Origin of the sequence: Streptococcus sp. HJ1 (assembly GCF_052399005.1) — a bacterium.
In the GTDB taxonomy this organism is placed as follows: domain Bacteria; phylum Bacillota; class Bacilli; order Lactobacillales; family Streptococcaceae; genus Streptococcus.
Genome location: NZ_CP199005.1, coordinates 1,722,948 through 1,739,404 on the forward strand (window position 1 = coordinate 1,722,948; position 16,457 = coordinate 1,739,404).

A 16,457-nucleotide genomic window follows, 5' to 3' on the forward strand; every position below is an offset into this window, starting at 1 on the left:
TTCGGGATTTCATCACTTATTTTTGAGCCAATTGTCTCAAAAATCCCCTGTTTCAGTAGCACACGCTACTGAAACTTTCACCACGGCGGGCAACATCTTCCTTGCAAGCCTCCAGCTTGCTTTTTATCTTTCTTCATAGTTTATTGTCGTTTCGGACAAGTTTTGACGTTCTCTAGCCTAGTTATAAACAACTACCATGGCTGGGCGTAGGATGCGGTCATGGAGTTTGTAGCCTTTTTGGAAGACTTGTGCGATGGTATCTGCTGGGTGTTCATCGTCTGCTGGGAGAGTTTGGATGGCCATGTGATAGTTATGGTCAAATCCGCCGTCAGCCGCGATTTCTTCGATTCCTTCTTCTTTCAAGGCATGTACCAAGCTCTCTTGCACCATCTCCAATCCTTTTTTGACATCGTCTGTCAAACCTTCAACTGCTAGTGCACGTTCTAAGTTGTCAAGCGATGGTAAGATTGCTTTTGCCAGGTCTTGGCTACGATAACGTTGCAAGTTTTGACGCTCTTCATTGGCACGGCGTTGAATATTCTGCATTTCTGCATGAGCGCGAAGGTATTTGTTTTCGAACTCATCCGCGCGTTCATTTGCCAAGTCCAACTCAGACTTCTCAGGAGTTGTTTCTTCAGTCGTTTCCACAACTTCCTCTTCTTTCATTTCTTCGTTTTTTTTATCTTGGGCCATTTTCGCCTCCTTTAATGATTTCAAAATTAATTTACTTCGTAATGATTACTGCTGAGGTAGCGATAAAAATCCGTCAACTTCATAGTCAATACGCGGTTGACTACATTGACTTGGTTGACCAATTGCTGGTAATCCAGATTGACTGGACCGATAATCGCTAGAATTCCAAAACCTCGATAAGGAATGAGGAATTTACTGCTAATCACCGCTAGGTCTGCTAGACAAGACTCCTGACTGTCCGCAACACGGACATTTTGCATTTGATCTTCATGCAGACCCTCACGAATCTCCAAAGCCACCTTTTGCGGTTGGTCAAAGAACTGATAGGCTGCTAGATTGGCAAAATTCAAGAGATTGACTTTGCCCGATACCACAATGTTTTCGTTGAACATTTCTTTAAAAATGTGTTCAAAGAGATCCATGACATTATCCGTTGTTGTAAAGTAACGTTGGATAATTTGCGGAATCTCCGTCCGAATCTTGTAATGAATGTCCAGAACGGTGTGACCTAGGAAACGTTCTTGAATCAAGGTCTTGAGGCGATTTAAATCTTCCTGCAAGAAGTTCCTTGGAATCAGAAATTGACTGGTAACCGTTCGGGACTCGTCTAGGGTAAATACTGCCAAGGCTGTATGTTGTCCCAAAACAACGATATCAAAGGCTGTCAACCGTTGCCTACTGGGCTCAACATCCAGTGCTACTACCGTACAGTCACTCAGGTCTGTCAATAGATTAGCAGCCTCTTGCAGAATATCCTCCAGTTTGAAGAATTCCTGATCAAAGGCTTTGACAATCTCATAAACCTCATTTTCAGCCAATCTGTCAAAAGCTAGCGAGTGTTTCACATAGTACTGAAAACCAGCAACACTTGGCATCCGACCGCTGGAGGTATGCGCTTTTTCAAGCAATCCTTGTTTTTCTAGAGCCGCCATGTCATTACGAATGGTAGCACTACTAGAATTGATAGACTCTTGTAGCGCCTTGGATCCGACAGGTTCGTGCGTTTTGGTAAAGATGTCAATAATCAGATTTAAAATATCCTGCTGACGCTCTGTAACCATCTCATCACTCCTCTCTGTCTGACCGATTAGCACTCTATGTACCCAAGTGCTAACTCATGATTCTATTATACACCCTTAGAAGAGAATGTCAAGACAAAAACTCAAAAAATTAGCACTCTTTTACCAAGAGTGCTAAAAATCAGTCTGAAGACCTAGAATCTTACTTCTCATCTACTTGGTATTTCCTTTTAAGTCTGAAAAAACCATAGATTAGATAAGAAATCAAGCAAGCGTATAAAACGAAAATAATAAAGAAAGACTGAGACAAGTTTTCTCGATACAAACTCATGCAAACAACAAGACCACCTGAAAAAGTGGCTATACAGGAACGAAGTCTAGACCGCATAACTTCCCATCTAAGATCCTTACTCATATAGACTTTCTCCTCTGAAAGTATATCAGAAGTTGGTTTACGAAGAATCGAACAAAAACCTGTTTCTATCAATTCCCAACCGCTATTTCTAAAATCTTGTAGTTCATGCTTATACTTTTTAAGAAATCTAGAATCATAGATATGATAGATGACATCATCTGGTTGGCATTGTTCAAAATAGAAAAAGCCCAAACGGTTAGTTCTATATCTCCAACCTTTCAAGTGCATCTCATGTAAATATTCTTCTTCCTTGTCCAAATCAACAATGGTGAAAATCCTAAATTGTATCTTGCTATTCATTGTCTTACCTCCAAATCAGAAAACATACATGGTTTTATTTTTCAGATAATTCTTTCCACTTTTGAAACAAGCTCCAAAAAATATAAGAAATCTGAATCGCAAAAACTATCAATAAAATCCAATCTATTATGAAAATCAAAAATACTTCCCATCTGAAAGAACTAGCTCCACTGACAAACTTTGAGAAAACCGGTAGTAGAGCTAAAAATAGAATCAAAATAGGAAGCATCCGCATTATTAAAATCCGTTTGATCATAGCTAACTTCCCTGTAGCGTCATTATAGATTTCAAACTCAGTATCCGATTCAATTTCAGAATGCGCTTTTCTAAAATAGGAAAAACTATTAAAGTCTGTAATATGCTCCCAGCCACAGTCTTTAAATAGTTGTAAATAGGAGGCTCTCTCTGATTTTTTCATGGGATAAAAGTCCAACTGATAAGACACCTGCTCCGGTTGGCACTTTTCAAAAGTATACTTAACCGCAACTACTAAGTTAGAGTAGCTTACTTCCTTAAGTTTCCAGCCCTTAGCATGCATTTCCCCAAGGTATAAAGCCTCTCTATCATAATCTGCAATTGTAGATATCCTATATACAACCTTCTTTTCCATCATCCTTCCTCCCGACTATTTCTATAGAGCCGTTCAATACGTTTCAATTCAATATCTAAGACTTTTCGTCCCAAGTCTGTGATCTGATAGATTTTACGTTTTTCCTCTTCCCGGATAAAGGAAATCAAGCCATCCTTTTCCATCTTTGACAAGGTCCCATACATAGTTCCAGGACTAATCGAAACTTGCGAATCTGTCATCTCCTTGACCTTTTGTGTAATACTATAACCATGACGTTCCTTTTGTAGACAGAACAAGATATAAAAACCTGTTTCCGTCATCGGAAGATAAACCCGACGAATCTTATCCGTCAATTCCATTTAACCCCACCTCCTATTTAGTTCGATATATCGCACCTCGTTATATAAACTATATCATATCTCGATATAAAATGCAAAAAAAGATCACCCTCAGGCAATCTTTCTTCTATATTAGTAAAGATCTAAATAATTATCAACTTCCCATTGTGAAACAAAGGTCGCATAGCTAGCCCACTCGATACGTTTGGCTTCAAGGAAACTAGTGTAGATGTGTTCACCTAGGGCTGCCTTGACCACTTCATCCTCAGTCAAAGCTTTCAAGGCGTTATGAAGAGTTGATGGAAGGTCAGTGATTCCAGCTTCCTTACGCTCTTCTGCTGTCATGATGTAGATATTTTCTTCGATAGGAGCTGGTGCTTCGATTTTGTTTTCAATACCATGCAAACCAACTTCCAAAAGAACAGCCATAGCGATGTATGGGTTTGCCATTGGGTCCACTGAACGCAACTCAAGACGAGTTCCCATACCACGTGAAGCCGGCACGCGCACAAGTGGCGAACGGTTACGACCAGCCCAAGCAATGTAAACAGGCGCTTCATAACCTGGAACCAAACGTTTGTATGAGTTAACCGTTGGGTTCATGATGGCAGTATAGTTGTAAGCATGTTTGATCAAACCACCAAGGAAATGGTAGGCCGTTTCAGACAACTGCATTCCTTTTGGATCATTTGGATCAAAGAAGGCATTATTTCCTTCTGCATCAAACAAGGACATATTACAGTGCATACCTGATCCAGCAATACCAAATTTCGGTTTAGCCATAAAGGTTGCGTAAAGGCCATGTTTGCGAGCAATGGTTTTAACAACAAGCTTAAAGATTTGAATCTTATCGCAGGCACGGAGAACTTCATCGTACTTAAAGTCAATCTCGTGTTGTCCAACCGCAACCTCGTGGTGACTCGCTTCAACTTCAAATCCCATTTTGGTCAAGACATTGACAATCTCACGACGCGTATTGTCTGCAAGGTCAGTAGGGGCCAAGTCGAAGTAGCCACCCTTATCATTTACCTCAAGAGTTGGATCGCCATTTTCATCCAGCTTAAAGAGGAAGAATTCTGGTTCTGGACCAAGGTTGAAGGATTTGAATCCTACTTCTTCCATATGACGAAGTGCACGCTTCAGATTACCACGAGGGTCACCTGCAAAGGGTTCGCCTTCTGTTGTATAGACATCACAGATCAAACCTGCAACACTTCCATTTTCATCTCCCCAAGGGAAGACTGTCCATGTATCCAAGTCTGGGTACAAGTACATATCTGACTCATTGATACGTACAAAACCTTCAATAGAAGATCCATCAAACATAGCTTTGTTTGACAAGACCTTGTCTAACTGTTCATCTGTAGCAGGAATTTCGACGTTTTTCATGGTTCCCAGAATATCTGAAAACATGAGACGGATAAAGGTAACATTTTTTTCCTTGACTTCACGACGAATATCTGCAGCTGTGATTGGCATGGGTTTTCTCCTTAATATATGACTACTTGCGATTGCCTAACCGCGACCAAAGGGTGACCGTACTGAAGCAAAGCGCCCCTGCTGGAGGAGTTCATTGTGAAGTGCACGACGCACTTCCGTCTGACTCACAGCTTTCTTGGACTTCGCCTCGCGTTCAGCATATTTTTTCTTAATCGCAGCAATATTATGACCTTCAGAGATATAATCTTTGATTTCAAGCAGACGATCCATGTCATTCAACGAATACATGCGACGGTTCCCTTCGTTTCGATCAGGTTTGATCAACTCTTGATCTTCATAATAACGAATCTGACGCGCCGATAAATCGGTCAATTTCATAACACTGCCGATAGGAAAAACAGCCATATTTCGGCGAAATTCTCTTTCCTTCATTTACAATTTCCTTCTTCCTGTCTATTATAGTCTAAAAAAAGACATACGTCAACGAATAATGTCATAAAATGTAACATTATTTTCTTTTTTTCTCCCAAAAGAGTTTCAGTTGCTCAATATCATAATTAACAAGGATTGCGACAAAAACTCCCATAAATGTTTCAAATACACGTGCAAACACGTACAAAAATGTTTCTCCGCTTGGTATTGATAGGGTAATGATTAACATAGCCGCTACACCACCGATAACTCCTGCCTTGTTGTTCATGGCGACATTTGTCATAATGGTTAACATGGTGCAAATCGGAACAACTAGTAATGTTACCCAAAAGGATCCATGAAATAAAGTGTTTAAGAGGAAAAAGACAAGGGCGTAAAAACCTCCGATGCTATTTCCTAAGATACGCGAAGTTCCAAAATGGACACTCTTATCAAAGCTCTCTCGTAAACTGAAGACCGCTGTTAGTGCTCCGATTTGAAGCCCCTTCCAGCCAAAAAAACCAAAAATCAAGAGAACTATAAATACGGCAATCCCTGTTTTGAAGGTTCGCATACCAAGCTTGAACTGTGACTTATCAAATTTATATTTTTTAAAATAACTCATAATCTCAACTTTCTACTACCATTTTAACATAAATTAGTTGATTTTATGAGTGAAAATCAATAGGAAGCGTTTTTAATTTAGGGCTATAAAAAAGAGGAAACAGAGTTCCTCTTTTCTACGATTTCATCTAAGAAAGCTTATTTTTCAGTCAAAGCTGCAAGTCCTGGCAATACTTTACCTTCAAGGAGTTCCATTGATGCTCCACCACCAGTAGAGATCCATGAGAACTTGTCTGCACGGCCAAGGTTGATGGCTGCAGCAGCTGAGTCACCACCACCGATGATTGATTTAACACCTGGTTGTTTCACGATAGCATCCATGACACCGATTGTACCAGCTTGGAAGTCTGGGTTTTCAAATACACCCATAGGTCCGTTCCATACAACTGTTTTTGCACCAGTCAAAGCTTCGTCAAATTTAGCGATAGATTTAGGACCGATATCCAAACCAAGGAAGCCTGGGTCTACTGCTTCACCTTCAGTGTCTTTCACTTCAGTGTAGTCAGCAAATGCGTTTGCTTCTTTTGAGTCAACTGGCAAGATCAATTTGCCGTTTGCTTTTTCAAGAAGAGCTTTCGCAACATCCAATTTATCTTCTTCTACAAGTGAGTTACCGATTTCGATACCTTGTGCTTTGTAGAATGTGTAAGTCATCCCACCACCGATAAGCACTTTATCAGCTTTTTCAAGCAAGTTTTCGATAACACCGATCTTGTCTGAAACTTTTGAACCACCAAGGATAGCCACGAATGGACGTTCTGGAGCTTCAACTGCTTCTTGGATGTAGGCAATTTCGTTTTCAAGAAGGAATCCAGCAACTGCCTTTTCAACGTTTGCTGAGATACCAACGTTAGATGCGTGTGCACGGTGAGCTGTACCGAATGCATCGTTTACGAAGATACCATCTCCAAGTGATGCCCAGTATTTACCAAGTTCAGGATCGTTTTTAGATTCTTTCTTGCCATCAACATCTTCGAAACGAGTGTTTTCAACCAAGAGAACTTGTCCATCTTCAAGAGCGTTAACAGCGGCTTCCAATTCAGCACCACGTGTAACACCTGGGATAAATTTAACTTCTTGTCCCAATTTAGCAGCCAAGTCAGCAGCTACAGGAGCAAGTGATTTACCTTCTTTGTCTGCTTCTTCTTTTACACGTCCAAGGTGAGAGAAGAGGACTGCACGTCCACCTTGTTCAAGGATGTACTTGATAGTTGGAAGAGCTGCAGTGATACGGTTATCATTGGTAATCACGCCATCTTTAACAGGTACGTTGAAGTCAACACGAACGAGAACTTTTTTCCCTTTCAAGTCAACGTCTTTAACAGTCAATTTTGCCATTAGATATGACTCCTTCTTTTTTTATACGTGTTAATTATATCACAAAATCCGCAAAAGAGATAGCAAAACCCTAAACTTTTCTTGTTCTTTCTTGCGACTGAAATTAGGATTTTTTAAAATCAAATCTAGAAAAACCTTGCCAAATAACTAATTAATGAAAGAAAAACTAGTTAAAACAAGGTCTGACTAATCTACAGTCAAACCTTGTTTTTAATTTTTATGAGAAAATACAAGATTCGTAAATCTGATTGGTCTTCTCTCTTCTTCCTAACATATAAGCGCTTTACTTTTTGATAAAAAGTAACTGTTCTCAGTGCACACCACCAGAACAGGATCATCTTCATTTTATCCTATATGAAAGCGATGTCAATCTATTTAACATAAAAACTATAACTAGGATAATAATCAGTAAAATTTGGACACAATCCTATAAATCATCTATCTTAAAGGGAATCTATCTCTCATTTTAAAAGAAAGTTCTTGTTTCTTATGAAAATTTCAGCTAAACACTTGTGAGATTTACTTTTATCCTTTAAAATAGAATAGGAGAAATTCCGTTATTATTTTCCGGAGGAAAAAGAAATGTCCATTAATTGGCAGGAAATTTTATTTCACTTTTTAGGAGGCCTAGGACTGTTTTTATACAGTATCAAGACCATGGGAGACGGTTTGCAACAAGCTGCTGGAGATCGCCTTCGTTTTTACATTGACAAGTACACTAGCAATCCCTTTTTAGGCGTTCTAGTCGGAATCGTCGTGACTGCCCTGATTCAATCAAGTACAGGGGTTACAGTTATCACGGTTGGGCTGGTCAGCGCTAGTCTTCTCACTCTTAGACAGGCTATCGGAATTATCATGGGAGCCAACATCGGAACCACCGTTACTTCCTTTATCATCGGTTTCAAGCTTGGCGAGTATGCTTTACCCTTGATTTTCCTTGGAACCATGTTCCTCTTCTTCACAAAAAACAGAACAGCAAACAATATCGGGCGCATCCTGTTTGGTGTTGGGGGAATCTTCTACGCCCTCAACCTTATCAGTGCTGGTATGAGTCCGCTTAAAGATTTACCACAATTCAAGGAATATATGGTAACCTTGGGACAAAATCCTATTTTAGGAGTAGTAGCTGGTGCAGTGATTACCGTCCTCATCCAGGCTTCCTCGGCTACAATCGGAATTTTGCAAGGGCTCTATGCAGGTGGCTTCCTTGACCTTAAAGGTTCACTACCAGTTCTCTTCGGGGATAATATTGGGACAACCTTAACCGTTATCATTGCGGCAGCTGGAGCCAATGTCTCTGCGAAACGCGTTGCAGCAACCCACGTTACCTTTAACGTTCTAGGAACTATTCTTTGCTTAATCTTATTAGGCCCCTTCACTGCTATGATCGAGTACTTCCAGGCACTCCTTCACCTCTCACCTGAGATGACCATCGCCTTCTCGCACGGTGCCTTTAACGTAAGTAACACCATTGTACAATTTCCATTCATCGGAGCCTTGGCCTACTTTGTAACCAAGCTCATTCCTGGTGAAGACGAGGTTGTCAAGTACGAGCCCCTCTATCTCGACGAGCAACTTATCCAGCAATCTCCTTCTATCGCTCTAGGAAATGCCAAAAAAGAACTCTTGCACTTGGGGAACTATGCAGCCAAAGCTTTTGACCTTTCTTATACCTATATCATCGGTTTGGATGAAAAGGTAGCTGAAAAAGGACACAAGACAGAGGAGGCCATCAACACCATCGATGAAAAACTCACTCGTTACCTCATCAGACTCTCAAGCGAATCCTTGAGTCAAAAGGAAAGCGAAGTCTTGACTAACATCCTGGATTCATCCCGTGATTTGGAACGGATTGGGGACCACGCAGAAGGCTTGCTCAACCTAACAGACTATCTTCAACGCAAGAATGTTCAATTTTCTGATGCTGCTTTAGAGGAATTAGCTGATATTTATCAAGCAACAACTACATTCATCAAGGATGCCCTTGATAGTGTGGAAAACAATGATATTGAAAAAGCTCAAAGTCTGATTGAACGCCATAAAGAAATCAACAATATGGAACGCGTTCTCAGAAAGACCCACATCAAACGCCTTAACAAGGGTGAGTGTTCTACACAAGCTGGAGTCAACTTTATCGATATCATTTCCCACTACACTCGTGTATCTGACCATGCTATGAACCTAGCTGAAAAGGTCATCGCTGAACAAATCTAATACTCTTCGAAAATCTCTTCAAACCACGTCAACGTCGCCTTGCCGTACTCAAGTACAGCCTGCGGTTAGTTTCCTAGTTTGCTCTTTGATTTTCATTGAGTATAAGTACCAAGAAGCTATCCTGAATGGGATGGCTTTTTTTGTCTCCTCATCAAGAATTTCTTTTGGAGCATATAGAAAAATGCTTTGATTCACAATGGAATCAAAGCATTTTAAAGAGTTCTCCAAACATGATAGCAGAAACTGCAGTGCCCCTGTACTTGGCTTCTTCTCTTTTGATAAAGCGAGCCAAGTTTATCAATTCAGGTGCTGGGTGTTTGGGATTGATGAGCAATTCGCGATTGACAAGTCCTGAGAGTCGGACTGCTAGTAATTGCTCATTTGTAGTGGGTAGTTTTTTAGCAGTCTCTAGGAGAGCAGCAACTAAATCTTCACTCAAGCCCTGACGAGCATGGTTATAGAGATCTCTTATAAGGCTTTCTAGGTTTGGTTCTGCCATCCCGACCACCTCCCTTATGCTTAATAATGTTTAATCAAATCCACCGTTGAACGATCCAATTTTTTCACCAAGGCTTGCAAGAAAGCTTGGGCTTCTAGGAAGTCATCCATCGCGTAGAGAGTTTGGTGAGAGTGGATATAACGAGCGCAGACACCGATAGTTGTAGATGGGACACCACCATTTTTCAGATGAGCTGCTCCAGCGTCTGTTCCACCTTTTCCACAGTAGTATTGGTACTTGATTCCAGCTTCTTCGGCCGTTGTCAAAAGGAAATCCTTCATACATGGGAGGAGCAAGTGACCTGGATCATAGAAACGAATCAAAGTTCCATCCCCAATCTTGCCTTGACCACCATAAACATCACCTGCTGGCGAACAGTCAACTGCGAGGAAGACTTCTGGATCAAACTTAGTTGTAGAAGTATGAGCACCACGAAGCCCAACCTCTTCTTGGACATTAGAACCAAGATAGAGTTCATTTCCCAGTTTTTGACCTGACAAAGCTTCTGCTAGCTCACTAACCATAAGAACACCGTAGCGGTTGTCCCAAGCTTTTGAAATGATATTTTTTTCATTGGCTGTCAAGATAGCGGAGCTATCAGGGACAATGGTGTCACCCGGACGGATACCAAAGCTTTCTGCCTCAGCCTTGTCTGCAAACCCACCATCAAAAATGATATCTGAAATTGCTGGCATAGTTGGTCCACCTGTTCCACGTGTCAAATGTGGAGGGACAGAACCTGAGATCACTGGAATTTCACGACCGTCACGAGTAAAGAGTTTAAAGCGTTGGCTGCTGACCACCATAGGATTCCAGCCACCGATTTCAACGACACGGAAGGTACCATCTGGCTTAATCTCGCTGACCATAAAACCAACTTCGTCCATGTGAGAAGCGACCAAAACACGAGGCGCATCGGCTGCTTCTGAATGTTTGATACCAAAAATACCGCCCAAGCCATCTGTCACTACTTCATCCACGTGTGGTGTCAACTTTTCACGAAGATAAGTCCGGACAGGCGCTTCATGACCTGAGATTGCAGCAAGCTCTGTTACTTCTTTGATTTTTGAAAATAATGTTGTCATATCAGTTCCTTCTTTCTGTCCTCCATTTTACCACTTTTTATAGGAGAAGGATAGTAGGAAATTGGATTAGTTTTTACTAGTTTATCCTATAAAATAGAGGGATAGATATTATTTCAGAAATTTTTCTTTCTTTTTACATTAAATTGTCAGAAAATTTATTGACAGATTAAAAAAATCGTGTTACATTATCTCCAAGGGTATTTTTATACCAAATCTACATGAAAGGACGGGGCATGAAACTCTCTCATATTTTAACAGGCTTACTTCTACTCCTGGTCTTTCTCTCCATTACCATTGGAACCAGTGATTTTTCTTGGGAAAAATTCTTTGCTTTTGACCAACAGACCTGGCTTCTCTTTCAAGAGTCGCGTCTTCCAAGAACCATCAGTATTCTCCTTGCAGCCTCTAGTATGAGCATGGCAGGACTCCTCATGCAGACCATTACCCAAAATCAGTTTGCTGCTCCGAGTACAGTCGGAACGACAGAAGCTGCCAAACTGGGAATGGTGTTAAGCCTCTTTGTCTTTCCGTCTGCGAGTCTGACCCAAAAGATGATCTTTGCTTTTGGCTCTTCCATCTTATTTACTCTCTTCTTCCTAGCCTTTATGACTATTTTTTCTGTAAAGGAAAGGTGGATGTTGCCCTTAATCGGGATCATCTATAGTGGAATTATCGGTTCTATCACAGAAGTTATCGCCTATCGTTTCAATCTGGTTCAGAGTATGACTGCTTGGACCCAGGGCTCCTTCTCCATGATTCAGACCCATCAGTATGAGTGGCTCTTCTTAGGCCTCATTATCCTGATAGCCGTTTGGAAATTATCCCAAACCTTCACCATCATGAATCTGGGCAAGGAAACTAGTGAAAGTTTGGGGATTTCTTACTCTCTACTTGAAAAACTGGCCCTTTTTCTAGTGGCACTAACGACAAGTGTCACCATGATTACCGTGGGTGCCTTGCCATTTCTCGGGGTCATCGTTCCCAATCTTGTCCGCAAGCGCTATGGAGATAATCTGAGTCAAACCAAACTCATGGTTGCTCTGGTCGGTGCCAATCTGGTTTTGGCCTGCGATATCCTCTCTCGAGTCTTGATTCGGCCCTATGAGCTGTCTGTCAGTCTCCTACTAGGAATCATCGGTAGCCTCGTCTTTATCCTACTTCTCTGGAGAGGGGGACAAAAGGATGCAGTTTAAAAGCAAACATACCAAACTCTTCAGCCTTCTCATTATTCTGGCCATCGGAGCTTGTCTCCTCTACTTTTGGCCTATCACTAACCTGTCTGTCTTTGCCTGGAAGCTGCGTTCCCAAAAAATCATCGTTTATCTCTTGGTAGCCATCGCGACAGGGATTTCGACCATTAGTTTTCAAACCCTGACGGAAAATCGCTTTCTGACGCCAAGTATTTTGGGAATCGAATCCTTCTATGTCCTGCTACAGACCCTGCTACTGATATTTGAAAGCAAATTTCTACAGCTTGGAAAGTCTCCTATCTTAGAATTTCTAGTCTTGCTTCTGCTTCAATCCCTCTTTTTTCTCGCCTTACAAGGCTACTTGAAGACGCTGATGAAGCAAAATTTGGTTTTCATTCTGCTAATCTGTCTAGCGCTCGGAAGTCTCTTTCGAAATATCAGTACCTTCCTCCAAGTCCTGATGGATCCAAATGAATACGATAAACTGCAGAACAGTCTCTTTGCCTCCTTTCAGCATCTCAACACTTCCATCCTAGCCATCGGTTCTCTGATCATCCTTGCCTTGACAATCTTTTTCTTTCGAAAAGCAGTCGTTCTGGATGTCTTGCACCTGCAAAGAGAAACGGCTCAGATACTGGGACTCGATGTTGAAAAAGAACAGAGAGAACTCCTCTGGGGCATCGTGCTTTTGACCTCAACAGCGACTGCCTTGGTAGGACCTATGGCCTTCTTCGGCTTTATGCTAGCCAATCTTACCTACCTAATCGTCAAAGATTATCGGCACAAGTTGCTCTTTATCGTAGCCATTCTGATTGGATTTATTAGTTTGACCTTGGGGCAAGCCCTCATCGAACGAGTCTTTGCACTGGAAATTCGCATCAGCATGATCATCGAGAGTGTGGGTGGTCTCTTATTCTTTATCTTACTTTACAGGAGGGCCCGTCGGTGAAATTGGAAAACATTGACAAATCCATTCAAAAACAGGATATTTTGCAGGATATTTCGCTTGAAGTCAGTCCTCAGAAACTGACAGCCTTTATTGGTCCAAATGGTGCTGGAAAATCAACTCTCCTATCCATCATGAGCAGACTGACCAAGAAAGATCAGGGAATTCTCAGTATCAAAGGTCGTGAAATCGAGAGTTGGAATTCGCAAGAACTAGCCAAAGAGCTCACCATCCTAAAGCAGAAGATCAATTACCAAGCCAAATTGACCGTTGAAGAGCTGGTCAGCTTTGGACGTTTTCCCTACAGCCGTGGTCGACTGAAGGCAGAAGACTGGGAAAAAATCCGAGAAACTCTGGACTATCTGGAACTGACAAACTTAAAAGACCGCTACATCGATAGTCTGTCTGGTGGACAGTTGCAACGTGTCTTTATCGCTATGGTACTGGCCCAAGATACAGACTTTATCTTGCTAGACGAACCGCTCAATAATCTCGATATCAAGCAAAGTGTCAGCATGATGCAGATCCTTCGGCGACTGGTGGAGGAACTTGGCAAAACCATTATCATCGTCCTCCACGATATCAACATGGCTAGCCAGTATGCGGATGAAATTGTTGCCTTTAAAGACGGTCAAGTCTTTTGCAAGGGAACGACTGCTCAAATCATGCAGGCTGACCTGCTCAGTCAACTTTATGAGATTCCCATCACGCTGGCTGATATCAATGGCAAAATGATCTGTATCTATAGCTAACTATTCTGAACTCATGTTAGAGAATCCTCTGTCTCTTAGCTAACAATCCTATATAAGAGACTCCCTAAATCGTTACTATATTTTAAAAAGGAGAAATCATGAAAACATCCCTTAAACTTTATCTCACTGCCCTAGCTGCCAGCTTCTTGCTCTTACTTGGTGCTTGTAGTACAAATACAAACTCAAGCACTAGCCAGACAGAGACAAGTAGCTCTGCTCCAACAGAGATAACCATTAAAAGTTCACTAGATGAGGTCAAACTTTCAAAGGTTCCTGAAAAGATTGTGACCTTTGACCTCGGTGCTGCGGATACTATTCGCGCTTTAGGTTTTGAAAAGAATATCGTCGGAATGCCTACAAAAACTGTTCCGGCTTACCTAAAAAATCTCGCAGGAAATGTCAACAACGTGGGTTCCATGGTTGAGCCAGACCTAGAAGCCATCGCTGCTCTTGAACCAGACCTAATTATCGCTTCACCACGTACCCAAAAATTCGTAGACAAGTTCAAAGAAATCGCTCCAACCGTGCTCTTCCAAGCAAGTAAGGACGACTACTGGACTTCTACCAAGGCCAATATCGAATCCCTTGCAAGCGCCTTTGGCGAAACTGGTACACAGAAAGCCAAAGAAGAATTAGCCAACCTAGACAAGAGCATCCAAGAAGTCGCTACTAAAAACGAAAGTTCTGACAAAAAAGCCCTTGCTATCCTCCTCAATGAAGGAAAAATGGCTGCCTTTGGTGCCCAATCTCGTTTCTCTTTCTTGTATCAAACCTTGAAATTCAAACCAACTGATACTCAATTTGAAGACTCTCGCCACGGACAGGAAGTCAGCTTTGAAAGTGTCAAAGAAATCAATCCTGACATCCTCTTTGTCATCAACCGTACCCTTGCCATTGGTGGGGACAACTCTAGCAACGATGGCGTCCTAGAAAATGCCCTCATCTCTGAAACTCCTGCTGCTAAAAATGGCAAAATTATCCAATTAACACCAGACCTCTGGTATCTAAGCGGAGGCGGACTTGAATCAACCAAACTCATGATTGAAGACGCTCAAAAAGCCTTAAAATAAGAGATAAAACCCAACATCAGGTGATGTTGGGTTATTTTTTTTCTTGATTTCGTCTGAGACAAAAGTGATCTGGGACAGGATCTTTTCCTATTGGCGACCAAGGATGGCATCGGAAAATTCGAGCCAAGCCCATCAGAACACCCTTGAAGCCATGTTTTTCAATAGCCTGAATCATGTAGTTGGAACAAGTCGGCTCAAAGCGACAAGAGGGTGGAAAGGCCGGTGAGATAAAACGTTGGTAAAAGCGTACTGGCGCTATTAAGATTCGTTTCATTATTTCTTGGTTACAGCCATAGTGTGTAGTTGGCTGATTTCTTTTTTATTAAGGCGACGGGATTCTCCTGGACGAAGACCTGTCAAGTCTAAGTGTCCAAAACGTGTCCGAGACAACTTATCCACTTGAAGACCGACGGCTTCAAACATCTTTTTAACCTGATGATTACGGCCTTCATGTATGGTCAACTGCACTACTGAGCGATTTTTGACTGGATCCACTTTGAGAATCTCATATACAGCTGGCTTGGTTTTCTTGCCATCAATCTCTAGGCCGCGGGTCAAGGGACGGAGATTTTCTTTGTTGGCCACACCTTTAACACGCGCGACATAGACCTTGTCAATCTCATTACGGGGGTGAATCATTTCATCCGTAAAGTCCCCATCATTGGTCAAAATTAAAACACCTGATGTATCCCAGTCCAAACGTCCCACAGGATAAATACGTTCTTTTACATTGGGCAAGAGGTCCACAACAGTCTTACGACCCTTGTCATCTTTCACACTGGAAATCACTCCACGTGGTTTGTTAAGCAGATAGTAGACCTTTTCTTCGTTGTAGATAGGTTGACCTTCAACTTCAACCTTATCGCCAGATTTGATGGTCGTCGCTAGTTCACGCACCACTTGGCCGTTGACGGTCACCAAGCCTTGCTTGATCAACTCTTCTGCTTTTCTCCTACTGGCCACACCTGCGTGGGCAATATATTTATTGATTCTCATCTTCTTCTATCCTTTCACCAAATAATTGGCTTTCTTGGGCTTGAATCTCAAGCTCATCAATCACTGGCAGTTCTTCCAAATGGTTAATCCCCATGTAATCTAGAAAATAATCCGTAGTCACATAGAGATTAGGGCGACCCAAAACTTCTTTTTTCCCATCTTCTCGTATCAAGTCAAAGGCCTGCAACTTCGCCAAGGCCCCACTCGAGTTAACCCCACGAATAGCATCAATCTCAATTCGGGTAATCGGTTGCTTGTAGGCAATGATGGACAAGGTCTCAAGAGCAGCCCGAGACAAACTCTGGTTGATAGGCGCCTTGGAGTATTCCTTCAAAATCGCTGCAAATTGAGGTTTAGTGACCAATCTGTATGCACCACCTGTCTCGATCAGAGACAAGCTCGACTCTTGGTCTTTTTCATACTTCTGGGCTAATTTTTCTAAACTCTGTTGGATGCCTGTCGGTGGAAGTGAGAGGAGTTCAGCCAACTGACGAACCCGAATCCCATCTTCACCTGCCACAAACAAGAGCGCTTCTATTTCTGCTAAAGTACTCAT

General features: G+C 41.9%; 19 protein-coding genes. 5 read left to right on the forward strand and 14 right to left on the reverse strand.

Going from position 1 to position 16,457, the window contains the following annotated elements:
- Nucleotides 1-177: 177 nt before the first annotated feature.
- The 9 genes from grpE to ACT17O_RS08895 all read right to left on the reverse strand — a co-directional run bounded on the left by grpE (nt 178) and on the right by ACT17O_RS08895 (nt 7,149).
- Nucleotides 178-693: a nucleotide exchange factor GrpE gene (grpE, locus tag ACT17O_RS08855; RefSeq protein ID WP_444817431.1), complete on the reverse strand. Its 516-nt coding sequence runs from the start codon at nt 691-693 to the stop codon at nt 178-180.
- A gap of 26 nt (nt 694-719) precedes the next feature.
- On the reverse strand, nt 720-1,754 hold the full coding sequence (hrcA, locus tag ACT17O_RS08860) for a heat-inducible transcriptional repressor HrcA (protein WP_125457727.1): 1,035 nt from the start codon (nt 1,752-1,754) through the stop codon (nt 720-722).
- A 160-nt stretch (nt 1,755-1,914) separates the two neighbouring features.
- The gene (locus tag ACT17O_RS08865) at nt 1,915-2,427 is read right to left on the reverse strand and encodes a DUF2812 domain-containing protein (RefSeq protein WP_444817432.1); all 513 of its coding nucleotides are present in this window, start codon (nt 2,425-2,427) and stop codon (nt 1,915-1,917) included.
- A gap of 34 nt (nt 2,428-2,461) precedes the next feature.
- On the reverse strand, nt 2,462-3,037 hold the full coding sequence (locus tag ACT17O_RS08870; RefSeq protein WP_444817433.1) for a DUF2812 domain-containing protein: 576 nt from the start codon (nt 3,035-3,037) through the stop codon (nt 2,462-2,464).
- The gene (locus ACT17O_RS08875; RefSeq protein WP_444817434.1) at nt 3,037-3,357 is read right to left on the reverse strand and encodes a PadR family transcriptional regulator; all 321 of its coding nucleotides are present in this window, start codon (nt 3,355-3,357) and stop codon (nt 3,037-3,039) included. Before ACT17O_RS08875 ends, ACT17O_RS08870 begins: the two co-directional genes overlap by 1 nt.
- A gap of 111 nt (nt 3,358-3,468) precedes the next feature.
- Nucleotides 3,469-4,815 (reverse strand): type I glutamate--ammonia ligase, encoded by a 1,347-nt coding sequence (gene glnA / locus ACT17O_RS08880; protein WP_001122885.1) that lies wholly within the window; start codon nt 4,813-4,815, stop codon nt 3,469-3,471.
- A gap of 36 nt (nt 4,816-4,851) precedes the next feature.
- Nucleotides 4,852-5,208 carry a transcriptional repressor GlnR gene (gene glnR, locus ACT17O_RS08885; protein WP_000664333.1) on the reverse strand — a complete coding sequence of 119 codons (357 nt, stop codon included), beginning with the start codon at nt 5,206-5,208 and terminating at the stop codon, nt 4,852-4,854.
- A 76-nt stretch (nt 5,209-5,284) separates the two neighbouring features.
- Nucleotides 5,285-5,812, reverse strand: a complete 528-nt coding sequence (locus ACT17O_RS08890) for an FUSC family protein (protein WP_444817435.1) — start codon at nt 5,810-5,812, stop codon at nt 5,285-5,287.
- 137 nt (nt 5,813-5,949) lie between these two features.
- Nucleotides 5,950-7,149, reverse strand: a complete 1,200-nt coding sequence (locus ACT17O_RS08895) for a phosphoglycerate kinase (protein ID WP_001096777.1) — start codon at nt 7,147-7,149, stop codon at nt 5,950-5,952.
- A 582-nt stretch (nt 7,150-7,731) separates the two neighbouring features.
- On the opposite strand from ACT17O_RS08895, the gene ACT17O_RS08900 reads away from it, so the two are divergent.
- Entirely contained in the window at nt 7,732-9,363 is a 1,632-nt protein-coding gene (locus ACT17O_RS08900) for a Na/Pi cotransporter family protein (RefSeq protein WP_444817436.1), read from the forward strand.
- Between the two features lie 202 nt (nt 9,364-9,565).
- Here the strand turns inward: ACT17O_RS08900 and ACT17O_RS08905 are convergent, their stop codons facing one another.
- On the reverse strand, nt 9,566-9,862 hold the full coding sequence (locus tag ACT17O_RS08905; protein WP_000840143.1) for a bacteriocin immunity protein: 297 nt from the start codon (nt 9,860-9,862) through the stop codon (nt 9,566-9,568).
- Nucleotides 9,863-9,882: 20 nt separating this feature from the next.
- On the reverse strand, nt 9,883-10,947 hold the full coding sequence (gene pepA / locus ACT17O_RS08910) for a glutamyl aminopeptidase (RefSeq protein ID WP_444817437.1): 1,065 nt from the start codon (nt 10,945-10,947) through the stop codon (nt 9,883-9,885).
- 233 nt (nt 10,948-11,180) lie between these two features.
- Between pepA and ACT17O_RS08915 the strand changes: the two genes are divergently transcribed.
- The 4 genes from ACT17O_RS08915 to ACT17O_RS08930 all read left to right on the forward strand — a co-directional run bounded on the left by ACT17O_RS08915 (nt 11,181) and on the right by ACT17O_RS08930 (nt 14,905).
- On the forward strand, nt 11,181-12,140 hold the full coding sequence (locus ACT17O_RS08915) for an ABC transporter permease (protein WP_084877451.1): 960 nt from the start codon (nt 11,181-11,183) through the stop codon (nt 12,138-12,140).
- Nucleotides 12,130-13,086, forward strand: coding sequence for an iron chelate uptake ABC transporter family permease subunit (locus ACT17O_RS08920; RefSeq protein WP_339293752.1), 957 nt, complete (start codon nt 12,130-12,132; stop codon nt 13,084-13,086). The genes ACT17O_RS08915 and ACT17O_RS08920 overlap by 11 nt, the downstream gene beginning before the upstream one ends.
- On the forward strand, nt 13,083-13,835 hold the full coding sequence (locus ACT17O_RS08925; RefSeq protein WP_444817438.1) for an iron ABC transporter ATP-binding protein: 753 nt from the start codon (nt 13,083-13,085) through the stop codon (nt 13,833-13,835). Before ACT17O_RS08920 ends, ACT17O_RS08925 begins: the two co-directional genes overlap by 4 nt.
- A 98-nt stretch (nt 13,836-13,933) precedes the next feature.
- The gene (locus ACT17O_RS08930; RefSeq protein ID WP_444817439.1) at nt 13,934-14,905 is read left to right on the forward strand and encodes a siderophore ABC transporter substrate-binding protein; all 972 of its coding nucleotides are present in this window, start codon (nt 13,934-13,936) and stop codon (nt 14,903-14,905) included.
- 31 nt (nt 14,906-14,936) lie between these two features.
- Here the strand turns inward: ACT17O_RS08930 and yidD are convergent, their stop codons facing one another.
- The 3 genes from yidD to scpB are packed head-to-tail and all read right to left on the reverse strand — an operon-like array spanning nt 14,937 to nt 16,457.
- Nucleotides 14,937-15,179: a membrane protein insertion efficiency factor YidD gene (gene yidD / locus ACT17O_RS08935; RefSeq protein ID WP_444817440.1), complete on the reverse strand. Its 243-nt coding sequence runs from the start codon at nt 15,177-15,179 to the stop codon at nt 14,937-14,939.
- Entirely contained in the window at nt 15,179-15,901 is a 723-nt protein-coding gene (locus ACT17O_RS08940) for a pseudouridine synthase (protein ID WP_444817441.1), read from the reverse strand. Before ACT17O_RS08940 ends, yidD begins: the two co-directional genes overlap by 1 nt.
- A complete protein-coding gene (gene scpB, locus ACT17O_RS08945; protein WP_000105288.1) occupies nt 15,888-16,457 on the reverse strand; it encodes an SMC-Scp complex subunit ScpB in 570 nt (189 codons plus the stop codon). Before scpB ends, ACT17O_RS08940 begins: the two co-directional genes overlap by 14 nt.

Excerpts from the sequence above, each read along its gene's own strand:
- hrcA (WP_125457727.1), bottom strand. The coding sequence starts at position 1,754 with ATGGTTACAGAGCGTCAGCAGGATATTTTAAATCTGATTATTGACATC.
- ACT17O_RS08940 (WP_444817441.1), bottom strand. The coding sequence starts at position 15,901 with ATGAGAATCAATAAATATATTGCCCACGCAGGTGTGGCCAGTAGGAGA.
- ACT17O_RS08915 (WP_084877451.1), top strand. The coding sequence starts at position 11,181 with ATGAAACTCTCTCATATTTTAACAGGCTTACTTCTACTCCTGGTCTTT.
- ACT17O_RS08865 (WP_444817432.1), bottom strand. The coding sequence starts at position 2,427 with ATGAATAGCAAGATACAATTTAGGATTTTCACCATTGTTGATTTGGAC.
- grpE (WP_444817431.1), bottom strand. The coding sequence starts at position 693 with ATGGCCCAAGATAAAAAAAACGAAGAAATGAAAGAAGAGGAAGTTGTG.
- yidD (WP_444817440.1), bottom strand. The coding sequence starts at position 15,179 with ATGAAACGAATCTTAATAGCGCCAGTACGCTTTTACCAACGTTTTATC.
- ACT17O_RS08930 (WP_444817439.1), top strand. The coding sequence starts at position 13,934 with ATGAAAACATCCCTTAAACTTTATCTCACTGCCCTAGCTGCCAGCTTC.
- ACT17O_RS08890 (WP_444817435.1), bottom strand. The coding sequence starts at position 5,812 with ATGAGTTATTTTAAAAAATATAAATTTGATAAGTCACAGTTCAAGCTT.
- glnR (WP_000664333.1), bottom strand. The coding sequence starts at position 5,208 with ATGAAGGAAAGAGAATTTCGCCGAAATATGGCTGTTTTTCCTATCGGC.
- ACT17O_RS08905 (WP_000840143.1), bottom strand. The coding sequence starts at position 9,862 with ATGGCAGAACCAAACCTAGAAAGCCTTATAAGAGATCTCTATAACCAT.
- glnA (WP_001122885.1), bottom strand. The coding sequence starts at position 4,815 with ATGCCAATCACAGCTGCAGATATTCGTCGTGAAGTCAAGGAAAAAAAT.
- pepA (WP_444817437.1), bottom strand. The coding sequence starts at position 10,947 with ATGACAACATTATTTTCAAAAATCAAAGAAGTAACAGAGCTTGCTGCA.
- scpB (WP_000105288.1), bottom strand. The coding sequence starts at position 16,457 with ATGAGTACTTTAGCAGAAATAGAAGCGCTCTTGTTTGTGGCAGGTGAA.
- ACT17O_RS08870 (WP_444817433.1), bottom strand. The coding sequence starts at position 3,037 with ATGGAAAAGAAGGTTGTATATAGGATATCTACAATTGCAGATTATGAT.
- ACT17O_RS08920 (WP_339293752.1), top strand. The coding sequence starts at position 12,130 with ATGCAGTTTAAAAGCAAACATACCAAACTCTTCAGCCTTCTCATTATT.
- ACT17O_RS08895 (WP_001096777.1), bottom strand. The coding sequence starts at position 7,149 with ATGGCAAAATTGACTGTTAAAGACGTTGACTTGAAAGGGAAAAAAGTT.
- ACT17O_RS08900 (WP_444817436.1), top strand. The coding sequence starts at position 7,732 with ATGTCCATTAATTGGCAGGAAATTTTATTTCACTTTTTAGGAGGCCTA.
- ACT17O_RS08875 (WP_444817434.1), bottom strand. The coding sequence starts at position 3,357 with ATGGAATTGACGGATAAGATTCGTCGGGTTTATCTTCCGATGACGGAA.